Consider the following 21,260-nt stretch of genomic DNA (forward strand, 5'->3'; position numbering starts at 1 on the left):
GGACTCAAGGGGCCCGGCTCAACTGCTCGGCGATGATCTTTTTGTTTCTGTCGCTGTAGACATAGCAGTTGGCTCTGATCGCTTCACGGCTGGCCGTTATGTTGGTTTCACACCACCAGCCGTTTCTGAACAGGATTTCCGCATTCTCGTGAGTGCCGCCCAGCATATGGCCTATTTCGTGGGCCGCCGCCGGGTATGTCTGCATGGAAGCCACCGCTGCATGGTGTCCGATCCGGGTATAGCCGAATGTGTCGGCATTGATTTTGTCACGGGTGAGCAGCAGGTATTTGCTTGTGCGGTTTCTTGGCAGGTTCTTTTCCTGGATGTAGCGTTCGACAAGCTTCGTCCATCCCTGAAGGCCCTTGGGCAGGTCGCGTGTCTGGTAGTCGAATGCCGTCAGGGGCGGTGTGTCCTGAATGATCTCCAGGTAGACCCGTCGCCCCGTAAAGCTTTCGAGGTCCTTTATCAGCCATGAGAAGTAATCGGCCCGGATATGGGCCCGCTCGGAAACGGGGATGTCGTCATGCACGAAGACATAGAAGAACAGCGGGCGCCTGTCCTGGGCCACGCTGCCCGAAAGCGGAAGTAACACGGCCAGCAACAAGGCCATGCCGGTACGGAGAAGGTTTTTGAAGTTGAAGTTCATGCGTTGATCCATTCATTGCATCGGCGACGGCACGTCCTGTGTGTCGCTCTGGGGATATCACGGGTTATGAGCAATCTCTATATTGCTTTGGGGGACGTAATAGAAAAACCTGATGGGCTGGCAGGCGGTGTTTACTTCAGGGCGGGTCGGGTCTACGGATGCAATGCGTAGGAATTGCTCGGGTGGATCTGTCATTCGGTGATGTGTCCGGTGCCGTGTCGGCAAGGCCTTCGTGCAGATGGTCGTCAGGGGGGCTGTCATCCTTGCGCTTTAAGGTATACTGCGCGGCCTTTGGCCGGTTAAGTCGGTCATTATTCGTACAACAAGCCACGCCGGTCCTCCCGCGTGGCTTGTTGTTTTTTGACGCGCCTGCGGGCGCCCGATGAGAGGCACGACGATGAGCGCACTGGTTGGCGTGATCATGGGCTCCAAGTCCGATTGGTCCACCCTTAGCCACACCGCCGATATGCTGGAAAAGCTCGGCATCCCTTATGAAGTCAAAGTGGTGTCTGCCCACCGGACGCCGGACTTGCTGTTCCAGTACGCCGAAGAGGCCGAAGGTCGCGGGATTGAAGTCATCATCGCCGGTGCCGGCGGTGCGGCTCACCTGCCTGGCATGTGCGCTGCCAAGACGCATCTGCCTGTGCTGGGCGTTCCGGTCCAGTCCTCGATGCTGTCGGGCGTCGACTCCCTGTTGTCCATCGTGCAGATGCCTGCGGGCATTCCTGTCGCGACGCTGGCCATCGGCAAGGCAGGGGCGATCAACGCTGCACTGCTGTCCGCCAGCATCCTGGGCGCCAAACACCCTCAATTCCACGCAGTGCTGAAGAAATTCCGCACTGAGCAGACAGACAGCGTGCTGGACAATCCAGACCCGCGCCACGCCTGAGGTTTTTCCATGAAGATCGGTGTAATCGGTGGCGGCCAGCTCGGCCGCATGTTGGCTCTGGCAGGTACTCCTCTGGGGATGAACTTTGCCTTTCTCGACCCTGCGCCGGATGCGTGTGCTGCCGCGCTGGGTGAGCATCTGCGAGCCGATTACGGCGATCTGGATCATTTGCGCCAACTGGCCGATGAAGTCGATCTGGTGACCTTCGAGTTTGAAAGCGTACCGGCCGAGACCGTGGCGTTCCTGTCGCAATTCGTACCGGTCTACCCGAGTGCCGAGGCGTTGCGCATTGCGCGTGACCGCTGGTTCGAGAAAAGCATGTTCAAGGACCTGGGCATCCCTACGCCTGCGTTCGCGGACATCCAGTCGCAAGCGGATCTGGACGCGGCTGTCGCCAGCATTGGCCTGCCTGCCGTGTTGAAAACCCGTACCCTGGGTTACGACGGCAAGGGCCAGAAGGTCCTGCGTACGGCGGCCGATGTCGTCGGGACCTTTGCCGAACTGGGCGGTGTGCCTTGCCTGCTGGAAGGCTTCGTGCCGTTCACCGGTGAGGTTTCGCTGATTGCCGTGCGTGCCCGTGACGGAGAAACCCGTTTCTACCCGCTGGTCCACAACACCCACGAAAACGGCATCCTGCGCATCTCCATCGCCAGCACCGATCACCCGTTGCAGGCGCTGGCCGAAGACTACGCAGGCCGTGTTCTCAAGCAGCTCGATTACGTGGGCGTGCTGGCGTTCGAGTTCTTTGAAGTCGAGGGTGGCCTCAAGGCCAACGAGATCGCTCCACGTGTGCACAACTCCGGGCACTGGACCACAGAAGGCGCCGAATGCAGCCAGTTCGAGAACCACCTGCGGGCGGTGGCGGGCTTGCCATTGGGCTCCACGGCCAAGGTCGGCGAGAGCGCCATGCTGAATTTCATCGGTGAAGTGCCGGCTGTCGATAAGGTCATCGCCATCGACGACTGCCATCTGCATCACTACGGCAAGGCTTTCAAGGCCGGTCGCAAGGTCGGTCACGCCAACGTGCGCAGTGCCGATCGTGCAACGCTGGACCGCCAGGTCAAGCTGGTCGAGGCCCTTATCAAGGGCTGACGGCATACGCCTTCACGGCTTGAGGCCGTGAAGGCGGCATGTACGCTGCAAGGCGGGAGCATCAAGTTCCCGTACTCCCGGAACCAACTCCCTCTCCGAGTTCTCTGATAGCAGTAAGCCAACGCTGCAATCGGGCTTTGGTGCGTCCAATACACACAGAGGGAAATGACATGGGCATTATCGGAACCATCTTCATTGGCTTGATCGTTGGCCTGCTGGCCCGCTTCCTCAAGCCGGGCGATGACAGCATGGGCTGGATCATGACCATTCTGTTGGGTATCGGCGGTTCGCTTGCCGCCACTTATGGCGGTCAGGCGCTGGGTATCTATCAGGCGGGCGAGGGCGCAGGCTTCTTTGGTGCACTGGTCGGTGCGATCATCCTGCTGGTCATCTACGGGATGATTAAAAAGAAGGACTGATCTTTCATCTTTGGCCCTCTGCTTTAGCGTTACGCAGAGGGCTAGAATGCGCGGCAGTCTTTTCCACTTATGCCGAGCCCTATGATGCGCCGCTTTCTGTTGATGACCCTGTTACTGGTATCCAGGCTTGTACATGCCGAGCTTCCCGAGACCGACTGGCTTGAACTCATGCCCAAGTCGGACCAGAAGGCCCTCGAAGCGATGCCGGAGATCGACCATAACTCTCCCGAGGCCATGGGCACCTTCGACAGCAAGGGTGGCTTGAAGCAGAGCAAGGGTCTGCCTGCCGTGATGTATTCGACCAAAACGGTGCCGACCATGGATGGCAAGACCATCCGGATTGGCGGTTATCCCGTTCCACTGGAAACCGATGCCAAAGGCCACAGCACGTTATTCTTTCTTGTCCCTTATCCGGGCGCCTGCATCCACGTGCCACCACCGCCACCCAATCAACTGGTGCTGGTCCGTTACCCCAAAGGCTTGAAGCTGGATGATATCTACACGCCCTTGTGGGTCGTGGGGACATTGAAAATCGAGAAGATCAGTAACGATCTGGCCGATGCGGCCTATGCGATGGACGCTTCAAAGGTGCGAGTCGTTGTCGACTCGGACCTTTGAACACGGTGATCATGCAGCGCTGATCAGAGCGCCTCACTCCAGACACTGATCCCCAGAATGTGCATGTCCTGCGGGGCCAGGGTCACGATGTCGTCCAGCACGTTGGCGGTTTCGACACAGACCATGCGCTCCCAGCCATCGGGGGCCATGTCGGCGAACTTCTTGGTCTTCTCGGTCCATGGGTTCCACAGCACCGCCGATTTTGAGCCGCTGCTCTGGATGTGAATCCGGCGTTTCCATTGCGGGTCGACAATGCTGAGCAACGGCGGGGTGTCCTGATAGATGCGGTCGGTTTCACCGCCGAATGTCAGGTCGCCGCTCTGCTGGCGCTCTTCCCAGTTTTCCAGGGTTTCGATGTAGCGCAGGCCATCCAGCCCTTCGATGCTGATCTGGTGCACATCGCTGATGGCGAAATAAGTGTGCAGGGCCTGACTGAAGCTGACAGCCTCGGTGCCACAGTTATAACTGACCAGGCTGACATTGAGGGCATGGTCCAGACGGATGCTGAGTTTCAGGGCAACGTTGTGCGGCCAGCCAGGCAAATGGCCTTCAGCCTGCGGCAGAACGAACTCCACCAGCAATGCATCGCCATCTTCACCGATCCCTAGCAGTTCCCAGTCCAGCGCACGCACTTCCCCGTGGGCTTTTGCAGGCTCGCTGCCTTGGCGCATCGCCTGAACGGTCGACGGGTTGCGTTCCAGATTGCCGAACCATGGCCAGCAGATGGGGATGCCCGCCCGAATCGGTTTGCCCTGCTTGAAGACCGCGCTTTCATTCAGCCAGATCAGTGGCTCTTGTCCCGCGACCTGGTAGCTGAGGATATGCGCGCCTTGCTGGGCGACCAGCAGTTCTGCGTCACCATGACGGATACGCCAGCAATTCAGTTCGTCGTATTTAACGGATTCAACCTGGGGTGTTGGCATGCGAAGTTCTCACTCAAGGGCCGTGACAGAAATAGACTGCCAAGAGACTGTTGAGTTTACCTAACCGGCCAGGCTTTGCCCGAGTGACAAATTACCGTCGTGGGACCGAGCGTGTCCGACCGCTGCCATCGATGGCCACGAAGACGAATACCGCCTCGGTCACCTTGCGCCATTCGCTGCTCAACGGATCGTCGCTCCAGACCTCGACCATCATCTTGATCGACGTGCGACCGACTTCCAGTGTCCTTGTATAGAAGGAGAGCTGTTCGCCGACGGCGACCGGGACCAGGAAAGCCATGCGGTCGATCGCAACGGTCGCGACGCGTCCGCCGGCAATCTTGCTGGCCATGGCTGTGCCGGCCAGGTCCATCTGGGAAACCAGCCAACCGCCGAAAATATCGCCGAAACCATTGGTTTCACGGGGAAGTGCGGTGATTTGCAAGGCCAGATCGCCTTGTGGGGTGGGGTCTTCTTGTTCGAGTTCGATCATGCCTGGGGTGCCTCTGACCCATGACTCTCATTGTTTTCTACTGCGGTTGACAGGTGCCATTCAACACGGCGCAGATGAACATTCATGTGTTCGGCCTGCGTATGGCCCTAAAGGGAAACTCTGCGAAAACCGCTGGCTACAGATGTTTTTGCACAAATTCCCATGACCGTTGACGGCCTGCGAGTATATCGGGCGTTGCGTCATGCGACGACCGTTCGGCTTTCTTTTTCCCAAGTGCGGCTTGTTGCTAGGTGTTTTTTGAAACAATTTGCTATCGTGCGTGACCCCTACAGGTGACAAGACTGCCTGTACACGCAATTTTGGTGCCTATCTGCACAATTGCTCCCGGACAATCGCTTCTGCACGCCACCCCGTTGCGGCTAGCGTAGTTTCCGTCAGTTCATTCAAAGAAAAGCCAAAATAGAGAAGCCTTGTCATGTCGTCCGTTCCTTTAAGTCCCGCGCAGTCCTCGCGGCCGTTGACTCACAGCGATTACAAAACCTTGTCGCTTTCAGCCCTGGGTGGGGCGCTGGAGTTTTACGACTTCATCATTTTCGTGTTTTTCGCCGCGGTCGTCGGCAAGCTGTTCTTCCCGGCGGACATGCCTGACTGGCTGCGCATGATGCAGACGTTCGGCATCTTTGCCGCCGGTTATCTGGCAAGACCGCTGGGCGGCATCATCATGGCGCACTTCGGTGACCTGCTGGGCCGCAAGAAGATGTTCACCTTGAGCATTCTGATGATGGCGGTGCCGACCCTGATCATGGGCCTGCTGCCTACTTATGCACAGATCGGCCTGTGGGCACCGATCCTGCTGCTGTTGATGCGCGTCATTCAGGGCGCGGCCATTGGCGGTGAAGTACCGGGTGCCTGGGTGTTCGTCTCCGAGCACGTTCCGGCGCGCTATGTCGGTTACGCATGCGGGACGCTGACGGCCGGTCTGACCTCGGGGATCCTGATCGGTTCTCTGGTTGCCACTGCGATCAACAGCATCTACAGCGCCGATGAAGTGTCGGATTACGCCTGGCGCATTCCTTTCCTGTTGGGCGGTGTCTTCGGCCTGATGTCTGTCTACCTGCGTCGTCTGCTGCATGAAACGCCGGTGTTCGCCGAGCTGCAACAGCGCAAGGCCCTGGCTGACGAAGTGCCGCTCAAGAGCGTATTGCGCGACCACCGCGGCGCTGTCGCGCTGTCGATGCTGCTGACCTGGCTGCTGTCGGCCGGGATCATTGTCGTGATCCTGATGACACCGACCCTTCTGCAGACCAAATACGGCTTCCCGGCGGCAACGGCCTTGAAGGCCAACAGTCTGGCGATCGTATTCCTCAGCCTGGGTTGCATCGGCGCGGGTGCGCTGGCGGATCGTATCGGCGCCGGGCTGGTATTCCTGATCGGCAGCGCCGGTCTGTTGATCAGCTCCTGGACTTTCTATCACACGCTGGGTGCACACCCGGACTGGCTGTTTCCGTTGTACTCAGTGACGGGCCTGTTCGTGGGTACCATCGGTGCCGTTCCCTTCGTGATGGTCAAGGCCTTCCCGCCGGTGGTGCGCTTCTCGGGACTGTCGTTCTCCTACAACCTGGCCTATGCGGTTTTCGGTGGTCTGACGCCGATGGTCGTGACCTTCATGCTCAAGAGTAGCCCCATGGCACCGGCCTGGTATGTCGCGATTCTGAGCGGCATGGGGATCGCGCTGGGTATCTACCTGATGTCCCGGAAGCAGTGATCATCGTTCCCTGACACCGTTTGTGTGACATGAAGCTTCAATGAAGGCCGTCATCTCGAAAGGGTGATGGCCTTTTCATCTTATTGTCACAATCAATTCATACAGTATTCATACGACCTGCGCATAACGGTAGGTCGAACACTTTTTACATTCCCTGCCAGGAGCGCAAGGTATGACACTCAAGAGTCTGATGACCGCACTGACATTCGTTGCCGCCGGAGTCGCGGCAGCCAATTCCGTTGCTGCTGTTGATCCCGCGATCAAGCCTTATGTCAAAACGACGGGCGTATCCGGGAACCTCTCCAGTGTTGGTTCCGATACCCTGGCAAACCTGATGACCTTGTGGGCCGAGGCCTACAAGAAAGAATACCCGAGCGTGAACATTCAGATTCAGGCTGCCGGTTCGTCGACCGCGCCACCGGCATTGACTGAAGGCACGGCCAACCTCGGCCCGATGAGCCGCAAGATGAAAGACGGCGAATTGTCGGCGTTCGAGCAGAAGCACGGTTACAAGCCTACGGCCATTCCGGTCGCCGTGGATGCACTGGCCGTATTCGTTCACAAGGACAACCCGATCAAGGGCCTGACCATGCAGCAAGTGGACGCGATCTTCTCCGCGACCCGTCTGTGCGGTGCCAAGGCCGATGCCAAGACCTGGGGTGACGTCGGTGTGACCGGCGACCTTGCGGGCAAGCCGATTCAACTGTTCGGTCGTAACTCGGTGTCCGGCACCTACGGCTACTTCAAGGAAGAAGCCCTGTGCAAAGGCGACTTCAAGGCCAACGTCAACGAACAGCCGGGCTCGGCTTCGGTGGTCAGCTCCATCAGCAGCTCGCTGAACGGCATCGGTTATTCGGGGATCGGCTACAAGACGTCCAGCGTCAAGACCGTGCCTCTGGCCAAGAAAGAAGGCGCAGCGTTCGTCGAGGACAATGAAGCCAATGCCTTGAACGGTACCTATCCGCTGTCGCGCTTCCTCTATGTGTATGTGAACAAGGCCCCGAACAAGCCGCTGGCTCCTCTGGAAGCCGAATTCCTGAAGTTGGTGCTGTCCCGGCAAGGTCAGGAAGTCGTGATGAAGGACGGTTATATCCCGCTGCCATCCCGTGTCGTGGAAAAGGCCTGGGCCGATCTGGGCCTGCAAGGGACCCCGGGTGTCGCGTCGAAATAAACGGCAATACAGGCAAAGGCTGACGGATTGGCCTTGCGATGAACGAAGGGAACAGTCCGCTGCCGGCCATGCCGGGTGGCGGACTTTTTGCGTCACCTTGCTGTAATGTTTCTGTCATAAAGTGGCGCTACGGTGTGCGCGCATGAATGAGTTGGCCAAATCCACGATGAATCAGAGTTCACCTCCAGAGCGCATTGATTTCAATACGCCCGAGATGCAGCGCAAACGCCGTATTCGTGCCTTCAAGGATCGTCTGACCCGCTGGTATGTCGCCATCGGTGGACTGGCCGTGCTCGCCGCGATCACGTTGATCTTTTTCTACCTTGCCTATGTGGTCGCGCCGCTCTTTCAGGGCGCCAGCCTGAGCGTCAAGACGCCGCTGAATACGGCCTGGATGCAGGACGCCGGCAAGCCGCTGATGATTACCATCGAAGAACAGAACCAGATCGGGATGCGGATTTCCGATAAGGGTGAAGTGGTCTTCTTCGACATCAAGGATGGCAATGAACTCCAGCGTCTCGGCCTGCCGCTGCCGGCGGGCGTGAGCGTAACGTCCATCGGCAAGGACCAGCCGGGTGCGCCCCTTATTGCGCTGGGCTTGTCCAACGGTCAGGTCTTGCTGTTCAGGCATGCCTACCAGACGACTTACCCGGACAACAAGAAAACCATTACGCCGAGCATTGCCTGGCCTTACGGCGAAACACCGCTGGTGCTGGATGACGCAGGGCGTGCGGTCGAGCATGTGACGGTCAGCGCCAATGGCGAGAACCTGAAAGTGGCAGGCTCCACCGGGACCCAGTTGCACGTACTGGCGCTTGAGCAGACCGAAAACATGATGACGGGTGAGATGACCCGTGAGTTGAGCCGCATCGAGTTGCCGCAGTTGTCCGCTGCCGTCAAAGCCATTTATATCGATCCGCGCCAGCAGTGGCTGTATGTGATCAACGGCCGTGCTCAGGCCGACGTCTTCAGTCTGAATGACCGCACCCTCAACGGTCGTTACAAGCTGTTGGAAGACGGTAACGCAGAAACCACGGCAAGTACCCAGTTGGTGGGCGGCATCTCGCTGATCATCGGTAACTCCAAGGGCGGCATGAGCCAGTGGTTCATGGCCCGCGACACCGATGGCGAGCAGCGCTTCATGCGGGTTCGTGACTTCAAGATGAGCAGCGCGCCGATCGTTCAGATCAAGGCCGAGCAGCGCCGCAAGGGTTTCATCGCACTGGACGCCTCGGGCAAGCTCGGCGTGTTCCACAGCACCGCACACCGTACCCTGTTGGTCGATCAGGCCGTGGAAGGACCGGGAATCGTGGCGTTGTCGCCGCGGGCCAACCGGATTCTGGTCGAAAGCGCAGGCAAGCTGTTGCCCATGACGCTGGATAACCCGCATCCGGAGGTGTCCTGGAGTTCGCTGTGGGGCAAGGTGTGGTACGAGAACTACGACGAACCCAAGTATGTCTGGCAGTCCACGGCCTCCAATAGCGACTTCGAGCCCAAGCTGAGCCTGGCACCGCTGACCTACGGCACGCTGAAGGCCGCGTTCTACGCCATGATTCTGGCTGCGCCGCTGGCCATCGCAGCGGCGATCTACACCGCTTATTTCATGGCTCCGGGCATGCGCCGCAAGGTCAAGCCGGTGATCGAGCTGATGGAGGCGATGCCGACCGTGATTCTCGGCTTCTTCGCCGGGCTGTTTCTGGCGCCGTACCTGGAAGGCCATTTGCCCGGCATCTTCAGCCTGCTGCTGTTGACGCCCATTGGCATTCTGCTGGCCGGCTTCCTGTGGACCCGTTTGCCTGAGTCGATTCGTCTGCGCGTCCCCGATGGCTGGGAAAGCGCGATTCTGCTGCCGGTCGTGCTGCTGGTGGGCTGGTTTTCCCTGGGCATGAGCCCGCATCTGGAAAACTGGTTCTTCGGTGGCGACATGCGCATGTGGATCAGCAATGACCTGGGCATCACCTACGATCAGCGCAATGCACTGGTGGTGGGCATCGCCATGGGCTTTGCGGTCATCCCGAATATCTACTCCATTGCCGAAGACGCCGTCTTCAGCGTGCCGCGCAGCCTTACTCTCGGCTCGCTGGCCCTGGGCGCGACGCCCTGGCAGACCCTGACCCGCGTGGTGATCCTGACCGCCAGCCCCGGTATTTTCTCGGCGCTGATGATCGGCATGGGGCGTGCGGTGGGTGAAACCATGATTGTGCTGATGGCCACGGGCAATACGCCGATCATGGACATGAACATGTTCGAGGGCATGCGTACCCTGGCGGCCAACGTCGCGGTAGAAATGCCGGAGTCGGAAGTGGGGGGCAGCCATTATCGCGTGCTGTTCCTGGCTGCATTGGTGTTGCTGGTGTTCACCTTTGTGATGAACACCCTGGCAGAGCTGATCCGTCAGCGTCTGCGCAAGAAATACTCGTCGCTTTAAGGAAGGCAGAACTTAGTGAAACGGGATTCCCTCAAGAGCTGGTTCAAAAGCGGCGCACCAGGCGTCTGGATCAGTGCGGGCGCTGTGTCCATCGCCGTCATCATGACCATCGGCCTGCTGGCGGTGATTGCCGTGCGTGGTCTGGGGCATTTCTGGCCCGCCGATCTGGTTTCTGCGCAATACGATGTGCCCGGTCAGGCCCGCCATGTGCTGGTCGGCGAACTGGTCGAGAAAGAACAGGTGCCTCGCGCACGTCTGAAGGGCGCGGGCTTGCCGGTTCCGGACGACGGACCTGAATTCATGACCCGCGAGCTGTTCAAGGTCGGCAACCGTGACGTCAACCCCAGCGACTTTACCTGGGTGGTGGGCGAATGGCTGACCGGGCAGAGCCTGCCTGCCGAATTGATGACGCTGGAGCGTCGCGAGTGGGGCAACTTCTATGGCTATCTGGTCAACGTCAAGGAAAACGGCGTTGTCGTGGCCGAAGGCGAAGCAGCCTGGTCGACGTTGCAGGAGCGCATCAAGCGCGTCGAAAAGCTGGCGGGCGAGCTGTACAGTCTGGAAAAGAAAGACATCGGCGCCATCAACCATGGCATCGAGCGTCTGCGTCTGCTGTCCCGCAAGCTGGAGCTGGAAGGCCGTCTCGACGCCGCAGCGCAGGCTGACATGGCGGCCGAGCGTGCCGAGCTCGATGCGCGGTACAAAGTGATCGAAGAACGTCTGGGCAGTCTGCATCAGGCGTTCGACCGCGACAGCCTGACGGCCCGGGATGCCAACGGCAAGGAAGTCGAAATCAGCCTGGGCAAAGTGGTGCATGCCTACCAGCCCAATGCCATGGGGACGTTTACCAAGCTGGGTTTCTACTTCAAGAAGCTGTGGGAATTCCTCAGCGAAGATCCGCGTGAAGCCAATACAGAAGGCGGTATCTTCCCGGCCATTTTCGGCACGGTGATGATGACGCTGATCATGGCCGTGATCGTGACGCCGTTTGGTGTGCTGGCGGCGGTCTATCTGCGTGAATACGCCCGCCAGGGCACGGTCACCCGCCTGATCCGTATCGCGGTGAACAATCTGGCAGGGGTTCCGGCCATCGTCTATGGCGTGTTTGGCCTGGGCTTTTTTGTATACGTGCTGGGTGGCTCCCTGGATCGTCTGTTTTTCCCTGAGGCATTGCCGGCACCGACCTTTGGCACGCCGGGCCTGATGTGGGCATCCCTGACACTGGCGCTGTTGGCGGTGCCTGTGGTGATCGTGGCCACCGAAGAGGGGCTGGCGCGCATTCCACTGAGCCTGCGTGAAGGTTCGCTGGCGCTGGGGGCCACCAAGGCCGAAACCCTCTGGAAAATCGTTTTGCCGATGGCCAGCCCGGCCATGATGACCGGGTTGATCCTGGCCGTTGCCCGTGCCGCCGGGGAAGTCGCGCCCCTGATGCTGGTCGGTGTGGTCAAGCTGGCGCCGTCTCTGCCGCTGGACGGCAACTACCCTTATCTGCATCTGGATCAAAAGATCATGCACCTGGGGTTCCATATTTATGACGTCGGCTTCCAGAGCCCGAATGTCGAGGCCGCTCGTCCGCTGGTGTATGCCACCGCGTTGCTGCTGGTACTGGTGATCGCCTTGCTCAACCTGTCGGCGGTCGCGATTCGTAACCATCTGCGCGAGAAGTACAAGGCGCTCGATAACTGATCCTAAAGTACCGCCCCGAACGAGACGGGCGGTTCGATGATGCGAAAAGCTCGCACAGGAGCAATCCATGCAACACGAAGGCTCAACCCACGGCGTCAACCTGTCGGCCATGGGGCGTAACAAGTCAGGCCTGCATCTGGCCGATGAAACCGTGGCGATTGAAGTGCCGGGCCTGAACCTGTTCTACGGTGAAAAACAGGCGCTGTTCGATGTCAGCCTGAATATCCCCAAGCAGAAAGTGACGTCCTTTATCGGTCCGTCCGGCTGTGGCAAGTCGACGCTGCTGCGCACGTTCAATCGCATGAACGATCTGGTCGATGGCTGCCGGGTGGAAGGTGCCATCAATCTGTATGGCCACAACATTTACAGCAAGGGCGAGGAGGTCGCAGAACTGCGCCGCCGCGTCGGTATGGTGTTCCAGAAGCCGAATCCGTTCCCCAAGACGATCTATGAAAACGTGGTCTACGGCCTGCGTATTCAAGGGATCAACAAGAAGCGTGTGCTCGATGAGGCGGTCGAGTGGGCGTTGAAGGGGGCGGCGCTGTGGGATGAGGTCAAGGACCGGCTGCATGAGTCGGCACTGGGCCTGTCCGGTGGACAGCAACAACGTCTGGTGATTGCCCGAACCATCGCCGTGGAGCCGGAAGTTCTGCTGCTCGACGAACCCTGTTCGGCGCTTGATCCGATTTCGACGTTGAAAGTTGAAGAGCTGATCTACGAACTGAAATCGAAATACACCATTGTGATCGTTACCCACAACATGCAACAGGCGGCTCGGGTCTCGGATTACACCGCTTTTATGTACATGGGCAAACTCGTCGAATTCGGTGATACGGACACATTGTTCACCAATCCGGCCAAAAAACAGACAGAAGACTACATCACCGGTCGTTACGGCTAGGACGTGCTCCGTCAGCCCTGAACCACCGCTGCGTTTTCGCAATTAACCGGACGTTCCAAGGACACCCAGCATGATCCACAAAGACAGCCATACACATCACATCTCCCAACAGTTCAACGCCGAACTCGAAGAGGTTCGCAGCCATTTGCTCGAAATGGGTGGCCTGGTCGAGAAGCAGGTCAACGATGCCGTGACCGCTCTGATCGAAGCCGATTCGGGCCTGGCGCAGCGCGTTCGCGAAGTCGACGACCGGATCAACCAGATGGAGCGCAACATCGACGAAGAGTGCCTGCGCATTCTTGCCCGTCGCCAGCCAGCGGCCTCCGACCTGCGTCTGATCATCAGCATCTCCAAGTCGGTCATCGACCTGGAGCGTATCGGTGACGAAGCCACCAAGATCGCGCGTCGTGCCATTCAACTGTGCGAAGAGGGCGAGTCGCCACGTGGTTATGTCGAAGTGCGTCACATCGGCGACCAGGTGCGTAACATGGTGCGCGATGCGCTGGACTCCTTCGCCCGCTTCGACGCCGAGCTGGCGTTGTCCGTCGCCCAGTACGACAAGGTCATCGACCGCGAATACAAGACGGCGCTGCGTGAGCTGGCGACTTACATGATGGAAGACCCACGCTCGATTTCCCGCGTGCTGAACGTGATCTGGGTCCTGCGTTCGCTCGAGCGTATCGGCGACCATGCACGCAATATTTCCGAGCTGGTGATCTACCTGGTACGGGGTACAGACGTGCGTCACATGGGCCTTAAACGCATGAAAGAAGAAGTGCAGGGCATCGTAAACGAAACCCCTAATGTTCCGGGTCGGGCTGACGATAATTAAGATTGCCTGCGAAAAAACGCCCAGCATGCGCTGGGCGTTTTTCGTTCGGACGATTAATATTTACAGCCGCCCACGAACTATCCGTGCTGGCGCAGTCATTCAATATGGCAGTTGGCTACCGGTCAACGCTATGCTTGCCGAAATAAAGGGCGTGTTGGCATACCGCAGTTCACCTCCAAGGTGAACACGCCCGCAGGAGCGTAGATGAGTAAAGTCAGTGTATTGGTGGTGGATGACGCGACTTTCATCCGCGACTTGGTAAAAAAAGGGCTGCGCAATTATTTCCCCGGTATTCACACCGAGGACGCGGTCAACGGACGCAAGGCCCAGGCATTGCTGGTTCGTGAAACCTTCGACATGATTCTCTGCGACTGGGAAATGCCGGAAATGTCGGGCCTTGAGTTGCTGGCCTGGTGCCGTGAGCAAGACAACTACCTCAAGACCGTTCCGTTCATCATGGTGACCAGCCGTGGCGACAAGGAAAACGTTGTCCAGGCGATTCAGGCGGGCGTGACTGACTTCGTCGGCAAGCCGTTCACCAACGAACAACTGCTGACCAAGGTCAAGAAAGCCCTGGCCAAGGTCGGCAAGCTCGATCAGGTCATGTCCACTGCGCCTGCGCGTGCCAGTTCGCCCCTCAATGACTCCTTGAGCGCCTTGACCGGTGGCAAGGCTGAAGTCGTGCGTCCGGCCGCTGCTCCCGCTCCTGCGGCGGCAGGTATCGCCAAGGCACCGCCTGTGGCCGTGAAGGCGGCGGAGCCCAGCGGGCGTGGACAAGGTCAGCTGCGTCTGCCTAACGGCAATCTGCCTTGCGTCATCAAGGCCTTGAGCCTGAAGGAAGCCTTGTTGCTGGTTCGTCGTACCGATGCACTGCCACAGGTTCTGGACAGCGCCGTGCTGGATCTGGAACAGGGCGAAAGCAATGAAGTCGCACGCTTGAACGGTTATCTGCATGCCATCGTGGCTTTTGAACAGAAGCCCGACAGTGAATGGCTGCAAGTGACCTTCCGCTTTGTGGACCAGGATGCCCAGAAGATGGATTACCTGTCGCGCCTGATCGCCCGCGGTACTGCTCAGAAGCACTTCGTTCCGGGTGCCTGATTGCCTTGTGAGGCTGCTCCCTTGTGCGGATCAGCCTCACCGACGTGATTTTCTTGACGTTGCATCTCTTGTCGATTGATTTCGATAGGTCCTCATCTGCCCGTAACACTGCTAGGCTTGGTTTCCATTGCCTATTGTCCTGGCCTGTCCTGATGCTTGAGCGTTTACTGATCCTCTGTGTACTGGCGCTGGCTGCGCAAACGGCCAGTGCGGTCACCATCTACAAGACGGTCGATGCCGACGGTGTCGTGTCGTTCACGGACCGTCCGTCGGCGGGGGCGTCTGTCGTGGTGTTCAGAGACAGGATGGTCGAGCATTTCGAGAAGCAGGTGCACCTGAGCGTCAAGAAGGAAAGCGGCGTTCACAGCCTGTATGTACGCAATGATCTCTATGCGCCGGTCGAGGTTGAGCTCAAGCTTTCCGGCTTGAGTAACGTGCTGGGCATAAACGGGTCGTCGTCCACCATTCGGCGCACGGTAGCGGCGCGCAGCACCGAACGCATGACCGTCCTGAGCCCCAGACAAGCGGGCAAGGCCATGAACTACGCCTCGATCCTGACCTCCACGCTGGGGGACTCGAGACGGATGGCGCAGGCGTACAAATACCCTCTGCCCTGGATAGGCGGGCCGTTTCGTCTGACTCAGGGCCCAGGCGGCAAATACAGCCATTACGGCCCGAAAGGGCGGTATGCAATGGACATTGCCATGCCTGAAGGCACGCCCATCATCGCGGCCCGTGGCGGCACGGTGGTCAAGGTCGAGAACAATCAGACCGGCAGAGGCTCGAACCCGTCAGGCAATTTTGTGAGGATTCTGCACGATGACGGCACGATGGGCGTTTATCTGCACCTGATGCGGGGTTCGGTAAGCGTTCGGGAGGGGCAGCAGGTCCGTGTCGGAAGCCCGCTGGCGCGTTCGGGCAATACCGGCAACAGCACCGGCCCGCACCTGCACTTTGTGATTCAGCGCAATACCGGCCTGGCGCTGGAATCCATTCCTTATGAATTCGCCACGCCTGTGCAGAGCCTGCCCAACTTTGCGGTGGGCGGGAATTGAAGCAGCACCTGTAGGAGCGAATTCATTCGCGAAAACTGTATTTCGGCTGGTAAAGATTCATTGGCTTCACTGGCCTCTCGCGAATGAATTCGCTCCTACGCAGGGATCAATCGATCTTCAGCACCTTGGCCAGTACGATCTTCGGCCCTTTCATCTTCTTGATGATGATGCGCAGGCCTTCGACTTCCATCTGCTCTTCTTCTTCCGGTACCCGTTTGAGGGTTTCGTAGATCAGGCCCGCCAGTGTTTCGGCTTCGATGTGGTCCAGATCGATCCCCAGCAGGCGTTCGACCTTGAAGAGCGGGGTGTCGCCACGCACCAGCAGTTTGCCCGGCTGATACGCCAGGATGCCGCGTTCGACCTTGCGGTGTTCGTCCTGGATATCGCCGACCAGCACTTCCAGCACGTCTTCCATGGTCAGGTAGCCGATGACCTTGCCGTCCGCCTCTTCGACCACGGCGAAGTGCACGCCACCCTTGCGGAACTGCTCCAGCAGTTGCGACAGCGGCATGTGCCGTGAGACGCGCTCCAGCGGGCGAATCAGTTCAGCGAGGTTGAAGGATTCGGGAATATGGTCCAGCGCAGCCAGCTCCAGCAGCAGGTCCTTGATGTGCAGCAGGCCGACGAACTCGGCGCGCTCGGCATCGTAGACCGGGTAGCGGCTGAACTTGTGGCGGCGGAACAGGGCCAGGATTTCCTTGAGGGGCGCGTTGAAGTCCAGGAAGACCAGATCTTCGCGGGAGTTGGCCCAGTCGACCACTTCCAGCTCGCCCATTTCCACGGCGGAAGCCAGCACGCGCATGCCCTGGTCGCTAGGGTCCTGACCGCGGCTGGAGTGCAGGATCAGTTTAAGCTCGTCACGGCTGTAGCTGTGCTCATGGTGCGGGCCGGGTTCGCCCTGGCCGGCAATGCGCAAAATGGCGTTGGCGCTGGCGTTGAGCAGGTAGATGGCCGGGTACATCAGCCAATAGAACAGGTACAGCGGCACGGCGGTCCACAGCGACAGCAGTTCCGGCTTGCGGATGGCCCAGGATTTGGGGGCCAGTTCGCCGATCACGATGTGCAGGTAGGAAATGATGAAGAACGCCGTGAAGAACGACACGCCCCTGACCACTTCGGCGGAGTCCACGCCCATGGCCGCGAGCAGCGGCTCCAGCAGGTGGGCGAATGCCGGTTCGCCGACCCAGCCTAGGCCGAGGGACGCGAGGGTAATACCCAGTTGGCAGGCGGACAGATAAGCATCGAGCTGGCCATGTACCGTGCGCAGGATATGGCCGCTCCAGCCATTTTTCTTGGCGATGGCCTCGACGCGGGTCGAGCGCAGTTTGACCATGGCGAACTCTGCTGCAACGAAAAAGCCGTTGAGCAGGACCAGGAACAATGCAAAAAGAATCATGCCGAAATCGGCGAAGAGTGAAGCCGTGGTGAAACTAGGGGAAGGGTCCATGATGGGGTTTTGCGGAATCCGTTGTCTTCAGGGAAAAGGGGGGTTACTGCGCAGAAAAGAGCGCCATGAGCGGGGCAATGTAGCGGCTAGAAGCCAGCTTGCCTAGTAGTCCGCGTCTTCATTGTCGGGTTTGGACAGCTGAATGGGCGGGAAATGGCAGGTAAAGACACTGCCCTTGCCTGGAACACTGTTGATTTCAAGCGTTCCGCGATGGCGCAACAGGACGTGTTTCACGATGGCCAGCCCCAGGCCGGTGCCGCCGGTATTGGAAGCCCGGCTGGTGTCGACGCGGTAGAAGCGTTCGGTCAGGCGAGGCAGGTGCTTGGTTTCGATACCGATGCCCGAGTCTTTCACGCTCAGATGGGCACCGCGTTCGTCGGTCCACCAGCGAATGTGGATCGAGCCTTCTGCGGGGGTGTATTTCACAGCGTTGAAAATCAGGTTGGAAAACGCACTGCGCAACTCGGCTTCGCTGCCTTTGAGCTCCATGTCGCTTTCGACGTCCAGGGTGATCTGGTGGTTCTGGCTGGCCGACAGCGCCCTGGCATCGGCCTTGATGGTCTTGAGCAGCGTCACCACGACCACCGGATGGTTGTCCGAGGGGTAGTCGGTCGCTTCCAGCTTGGCCAGCAACAGAAGGTCATTGAGCAGTGTCTGCATGCGCCCGCCTTGCTGGTGCATCTGCTGCAAGGCCCGGACCCAGCGCGGGTTCACCTCTTCGACGTTATCGAGCAGGGTTTCCAGGTAGCCGAAGATCACCGTCAGCGGTGTGCGCAGTTCGTGGGAGACGTTGGCGACGAAGTCCTTGCGCATCTGTTCCAGCTGATGGATGCGGGTGACATCGCGCACCAGCATCAAGTGCTCGTTGTTGCCATAACGGGTGATCAGCAGCTGTATGCGCAGATGGTCATTGGTCGGCGAGGGGATTTCCAGTGGCTCGCCATAGTTGCCCAACGCGAAATATTCCTTGAAGCGCGGGTGACGTACCAGGTTGGTGACCGGCTGGCCGCTGTCCTGAGGTGTCTTGAGGCCCAGAAGCGTTTCGGCGGCGCGGTTCCACCACTCCAGGTTGCCCTCGCTGTCGAGCATGATGACGGCGTCCCGAAGGGCGGCGGTCGATTCCTGGACGCGATCGATGACGGCCTGCAGGCGGCCCCGTACGCGCTGGTCACGGCGTTGCAGGTGATAGATGCTGTCGAAGACTTCGCCCCACAAGCCATAACCGTCAGGCGGCGGTTCGTCGGTCGAGTGATTGCTCAGCCATTCGTGGAGGCGCAGCAGTTGCTTGAGAGTCCAGGCCAGGTAAAGCCCCAACCCGATCGCCAGGCTCCAGCCATGTTCGCCGCTGATCAGACCGACCACCAGGCAGACGGTGACCAGTAGCAACATGTGGCGTATCAGCGTGCCGTGCCAGTTTTGGTTCAATTAAAGGTACATCCTTGTCGGGTACACATCGGCCCGGGCCCTGTGTCTCTGCGAATAGCGGCTATCAGCTCTTGGTGGAAAAGCGGTAGCCGGTGCCGCGCACGGTTTGTACCAGATTCTCGTAAGCATCGCCCAGAGCCTTTCGCAGACGCCGGATGTGAACGTCCACTGTGCGCTCTTCGACATAGACGTTGCCTCCCCAGACTTGATCCAGCAATTGGCCGCGGGTGTAAGCGCGTTCCTGGTGGGTCATGAAGAATTGCAGGAGGCGGTATTCGGTCGGCCCCATTTCTGCCGGTTTGCCATCGATGGTGACGCGGTGGCTGATCGGGTCGAGCAGCAGACCGCCCACTTCGATCGGGGCTTCTCCATCGCTCGGGCCAGCGCGGCGCAGTACGGCCTTCAGGCGGGCAACCAGTTCGCGGGGGGAAAACGGCTTGGTGATGTAATCGTCGGCACCGACTTCCAGGCCCTGAATCTTGTTGTCTTCTTCGCCCTTGGCCGTGAGCATGATGATCGGGATATCGCCGGTCAGCTCGTCACGCTTGAGGCGACGCGCCAGCTCGATACCGGAGGTTCCAGGCAGCATCCAGTCCAGCAGGATCAGGTCTGGCTTGCGGTCGACGATGATCGCATGAGCCTGCTGGGAGTTTTCCGCTTCCATGCAGTCGTAACCGGCCATTTCCAATGCGACGGCGATCATTTCGCGAATAGGCGCTTCGTCGTCAACGATCAGGATGCTCCTGCCAGCCATGCTTGAACCTCTTGTCATTTAACTGTCTTGGGGCGCATTAGATAACGGAATTATTGCAGTCGTGTGACAGGTTGGAATGAGGCTAGCACGTGACCGCGTCAGCGCAGTGCGTAATCCGCCACAATCCCCAGAAAGATGGCCAGCCCTGCCCAGTGGTTATGCAGGAATGCCTTGAAACAGGCCTCTCGATCACGCTGTCGGGTTGTCAGGAACTCCCAGGCAAAGCATCCGGCCGCCACCAGCAAGCCTATATAGAAGCCGGTACCCAGCTCGAAACGTATTCCGGCCAGGATCAGGCAACCCAGCGCCAGCCCTTGCAGGGTCAGGATGATGATGCGGTCGGCGTCCCCGAACAGCACGGCGGTGGATTTGACGCCGATCTTCAGGTCGTCGTCGCGATCCACCATGGCGTAATACGTGTCATAGGCGACGGTCCACAACAGGTTGGCGATGTACAGCAGCCAGGCCGCCGCGGGCAAGGAGCCGTTTTCGGCGGTGAACGCCATCGGCATTCCCCACGAGAAGGCTGCGCCCAGCACCACTTGCGGGTAATAGGTGTAACGCTTCATGAACGGATAGCAGGCGGCCAGCGCCAGACCGCCGAACGACAGCCAGATGGTCGTGGCGTTGGTCAGCAGGACCAGAAGGAAACTCAGCGTCACCAGGACGGCGAACAGGACCAGCGCTTCACGCGAGCTGACCTTGCCGCTGACCAGCGGGCGCTGTTCCGTGCGTTTCACATGGCCGTCCACCTTGCGGTCCGCGAAGTCATTGATCACACAGCCGGCCGCACGCATCAGAAAGACGCCGGTCACGAAGATCAGCACATTGGCCAGCGAGGGTGAGCCTTCACCGGCAATCCACAAGGCCCAGAGCGTGGGCCATAGCAGCAGGTAGACGCCGATGGGTCGGTCCATCCGGGTCAGTTGAATGAAGTCCCAGGCGCGAGGGTTCAGGCGATTGAGGGATTTGAGCAGCGACAGGTACATCAGATGTGGTCCTCGGTCGGGAGGGCATTCCAGAGGTTGGGCAGGAAGACTTCTGCGACCAACAGGCTCAGCGGGCCACGGCTGAAGCGTGAGCGACGCGCCCACAGCCCATCGGTCGTGTCGGCTTCCGGCAGCCAGTCGCCAGGATAACGGCAAACCTGAAGCGGACCGCGTTCAAAGGCCTTGTCGCTGAAAAGCAATTCGCCCAGCGAGCGTGTTCCCAGCTCATCCATGTTCAAGCCTCCGTCCTGCAGGGCGCTACGGGCGGCGACGCTGCGAGCGAAGACCCATTTCTCGCCGTGCCCGCGCAAATACACTTCGCGCACCCAGCCCTCGCTGTCGGTCGGAAGATCCAGTGCCAGGCATTCATCGGGGCGCAGAATCTGCCAGCCTTCATGCAGAGGCGTGACGCTGAAGTGATCTGCGGACAACGAGGTCAGGCGTCGTGTCAGGGAGTCCTGATTGAACAGCCAGTCGAGCGTCTGCGGCCCTGGCACATCGGCCAATTGTTCGCGTTCAAGCCAGAGGGGTGTCGGCAATGCTGGGTTCTGCTGGGTCACGGTAAGCCATTATCGGCAGTCATGGAGGCGGCGAGCTTAGCATGATTGCCTGTCTGGACCGACGGTCGCCGCGCACCGGGTCGCACAAACAGGCTTGCATCCGAGGGC

General features: G+C 59.3%; 20 protein-coding genes. 12 read left to right on the forward strand and 8 right to left on the reverse strand.

Going from position 1 to position 21,260, the window contains the following annotated elements; all coding sequences use genetic code 11:
• Nucleotides 1-4 precede the first annotated feature (4 nt).
• The gene (locus ACIPY9_RS15640; RefSeq protein WP_400702906.1) at nucleotides 5-646 is read right to left on the reverse strand and encodes a hypothetical protein; all 642 of its coding nucleotides are present in this window, start codon (nucleotides 644-646) and stop codon (nucleotides 5-7) included.
• 397 nt (nucleotides 647-1,043) lie between these two features.
• Here ACIPY9_RS15640 and purE point away from each other — a divergent pair, with 397 nt between their 5' ends.
• The 4 genes from purE to ACIPY9_RS15660 all read left to right on the forward strand — a co-directional run bounded on the left by purE (nucleotide 1,044) and on the right by ACIPY9_RS15660 (nucleotide 3,664).
• Nucleotides 1,044-1,535 carry a 5-(carboxyamino)imidazole ribonucleotide mutase gene (purE, locus tag ACIPY9_RS15645; protein WP_025262557.1) on the forward strand — a complete coding sequence of 164 codons (492 nt, stop codon included), beginning with the start codon at nucleotides 1,044-1,046 and terminating at the stop codon, nucleotides 1,533-1,535.
• A 9-nt stretch (nucleotides 1,536-1,544) separates the two neighbouring features.
• A complete protein-coding gene (locus tag ACIPY9_RS15650; protein WP_400702910.1) occupies nucleotides 1,545-2,627 on the forward strand; it encodes a 5-(carboxyamino)imidazole ribonucleotide synthase in 1,083 nt (360 codons plus the stop codon).
• 170 nt (nucleotides 2,628-2,797) lie between these two features.
• Nucleotides 2,798-3,046 carry a GlsB/YeaQ/YmgE family stress response membrane protein gene (locus ACIPY9_RS15655; RefSeq protein WP_400702913.1) on the forward strand — a complete coding sequence of 83 codons (249 nt, stop codon included), beginning with the start codon at nucleotides 2,798-2,800 and terminating at the stop codon, nucleotides 3,044-3,046.
• Nucleotides 3,047-3,130: 84 nt separating this feature from the next.
• The gene (locus ACIPY9_RS15660; RefSeq protein WP_400702916.1) at nucleotides 3,131-3,664 is read left to right on the forward strand and encodes a DUF3299 domain-containing protein; all 534 of its coding nucleotides are present in this window, start codon (nucleotides 3,131-3,133) and stop codon (nucleotides 3,662-3,664) included.
• Between the two features lie 23 nt (nucleotides 3,665-3,687).
• On the opposite strand, the gene ACIPY9_RS15665 is transcribed toward ACIPY9_RS15660, so the two are convergent.
• The gene (locus ACIPY9_RS15665; protein ID WP_400702919.1) at nucleotides 3,688-4,587 is read right to left on the reverse strand and encodes a D-hexose-6-phosphate mutarotase; all 900 of its coding nucleotides are present in this window, start codon (nucleotides 4,585-4,587) and stop codon (nucleotides 3,688-3,690) included.
• A gap of 91 nt (nucleotides 4,588-4,678) precedes the next feature.
• On the reverse strand, nucleotides 4,679-5,077 hold the full coding sequence (locus ACIPY9_RS15670) for an acyl-CoA thioesterase (RefSeq protein WP_400702922.1): 399 nt from the start codon (nucleotides 5,075-5,077) through the stop codon (nucleotides 4,679-4,681).
• A gap of 436 nt (nucleotides 5,078-5,513) precedes the next feature.
• Between ACIPY9_RS15670 and ACIPY9_RS15675 the strand changes: the two genes are divergently transcribed.
• From ACIPY9_RS15675 to ACIPY9_RS15710, 8 genes are all read left to right on the forward strand, one after another.
• Nucleotides 5,514-6,803, forward strand: a complete 1,290-nt coding sequence (locus ACIPY9_RS15675) for an MFS transporter (protein ID WP_400702925.1) — start codon at nucleotides 5,514-5,516, stop codon at nucleotides 6,801-6,803.
• Between the two features lie 172 nt (nucleotides 6,804-6,975).
• The gene (locus tag ACIPY9_RS15680; RefSeq protein WP_400702928.1) at nucleotides 6,976-7,974 is read left to right on the forward strand and encodes a phosphate ABC transporter substrate-binding protein PstS family protein; all 999 of its coding nucleotides are present in this window, start codon (nucleotides 6,976-6,978) and stop codon (nucleotides 7,972-7,974) included.
• A 394-nt stretch (nucleotides 7,975-8,368) separates the two neighbouring features.
• Nucleotides 8,369-10,402, forward strand: a complete 2,034-nt coding sequence (locus tag ACIPY9_RS15685; RefSeq protein ID WP_400703015.1) for an ABC transporter permease subunit — start codon at nucleotides 8,369-8,371, stop codon at nucleotides 10,400-10,402.
• Between the two features lie 15 nt (nucleotides 10,403-10,417).
• The gene (gene pstA / locus ACIPY9_RS15690; RefSeq protein WP_400702931.1) at nucleotides 10,418-12,088 is read left to right on the forward strand and encodes a phosphate ABC transporter permease PstA; all 1,671 of its coding nucleotides are present in this window, start codon (nucleotides 10,418-10,420) and stop codon (nucleotides 12,086-12,088) included.
• 67 nt (nucleotides 12,089-12,155) lie between these two features.
• Nucleotides 12,156-12,989 (forward strand): phosphate ABC transporter ATP-binding protein PstB, encoded by an 834-nt coding sequence (pstB, locus tag ACIPY9_RS15695; protein ID WP_400702934.1) that lies wholly within the window; start codon nucleotides 12,156-12,158, stop codon nucleotides 12,987-12,989.
• Nucleotides 12,990-13,059: 70 nt separating this feature from the next.
• Nucleotides 13,060-13,821, forward strand: coding sequence for a phosphate signaling complex protein PhoU (gene phoU / locus ACIPY9_RS15700; RefSeq protein ID WP_400702937.1), 762 nt, complete (start codon nucleotides 13,060-13,062; stop codon nucleotides 13,819-13,821).
• Nucleotides 13,822-14,025: 204 nt separating this feature from the next.
• Nucleotides 14,026-14,922, forward strand: a complete 897-nt coding sequence (locus tag ACIPY9_RS15705; RefSeq protein WP_400702940.1) for a response regulator — start codon at nucleotides 14,026-14,028, stop codon at nucleotides 14,920-14,922.
• A gap of 152 nt (nucleotides 14,923-15,074) precedes the next feature.
• A complete protein-coding gene (locus tag ACIPY9_RS15710; protein WP_400702943.1) occupies nucleotides 15,075-15,977 on the forward strand; it encodes a peptidoglycan DD-metalloendopeptidase family protein in 903 nt (300 codons plus the stop codon).
• A 106-nt stretch (nucleotides 15,978-16,083) separates the two neighbouring features.
• On the opposite strand, the gene ACIPY9_RS15715 is transcribed toward ACIPY9_RS15710, so the two are convergent.
• From ACIPY9_RS15715 to ACIPY9_RS15735, 5 genes are all read right to left on the reverse strand, one after another.
• Entirely contained in the window at nucleotides 16,084-17,424 is a 1,341-nt protein-coding gene (locus tag ACIPY9_RS15715; RefSeq protein ID WP_400702946.1) for a hemolysin family protein, read from the reverse strand.
• Between the two features lie 102 nt (nucleotides 17,425-17,526).
• Nucleotides 17,527-18,849 carry a phosphate regulon sensor histidine kinase PhoR gene (phoR, locus tag ACIPY9_RS15720; RefSeq protein ID WP_400702949.1) on the reverse strand — a complete coding sequence of 441 codons (1,323 nt, stop codon included), beginning with the start codon at nucleotides 18,847-18,849 and terminating at the stop codon, nucleotides 17,527-17,529.
• Between the two features lie 64 nt (nucleotides 18,850-18,913).
• Entirely contained in the window at nucleotides 18,914-19,603 is a 690-nt protein-coding gene (gene phoB / locus ACIPY9_RS15725; protein WP_122315102.1) for a phosphate regulon transcriptional regulator PhoB, read from the reverse strand.
• A 98-nt stretch (nucleotides 19,604-19,701) separates the two neighbouring features.
• Entirely contained in the window at nucleotides 19,702-20,592 is an 891-nt protein-coding gene (gene ubiA / locus ACIPY9_RS15730) for a 4-hydroxybenzoate octaprenyltransferase (protein WP_400702952.1), read from the reverse strand.
• Nucleotides 20,592-21,152 carry a chorismate--pyruvate lyase family protein gene (locus ACIPY9_RS15735; protein WP_400702955.1) on the reverse strand — a complete coding sequence of 187 codons (561 nt, stop codon included), beginning with the start codon at nucleotides 21,150-21,152 and terminating at the stop codon, nucleotides 20,592-20,594. The genes ubiA and ACIPY9_RS15735 overlap by 1 nt, the downstream gene beginning before the upstream one ends.
• Nucleotides 21,153-21,260 lie beyond the last annotated feature (108 nt).

The organism is Pseudomonas sp. NPDC089734 (assembly GCF_044748865.1).
Classification (GTDB): Bacteria; Pseudomonadota; Gammaproteobacteria; order Pseudomonadales; family Pseudomonadaceae; genus Aquipseudomonas.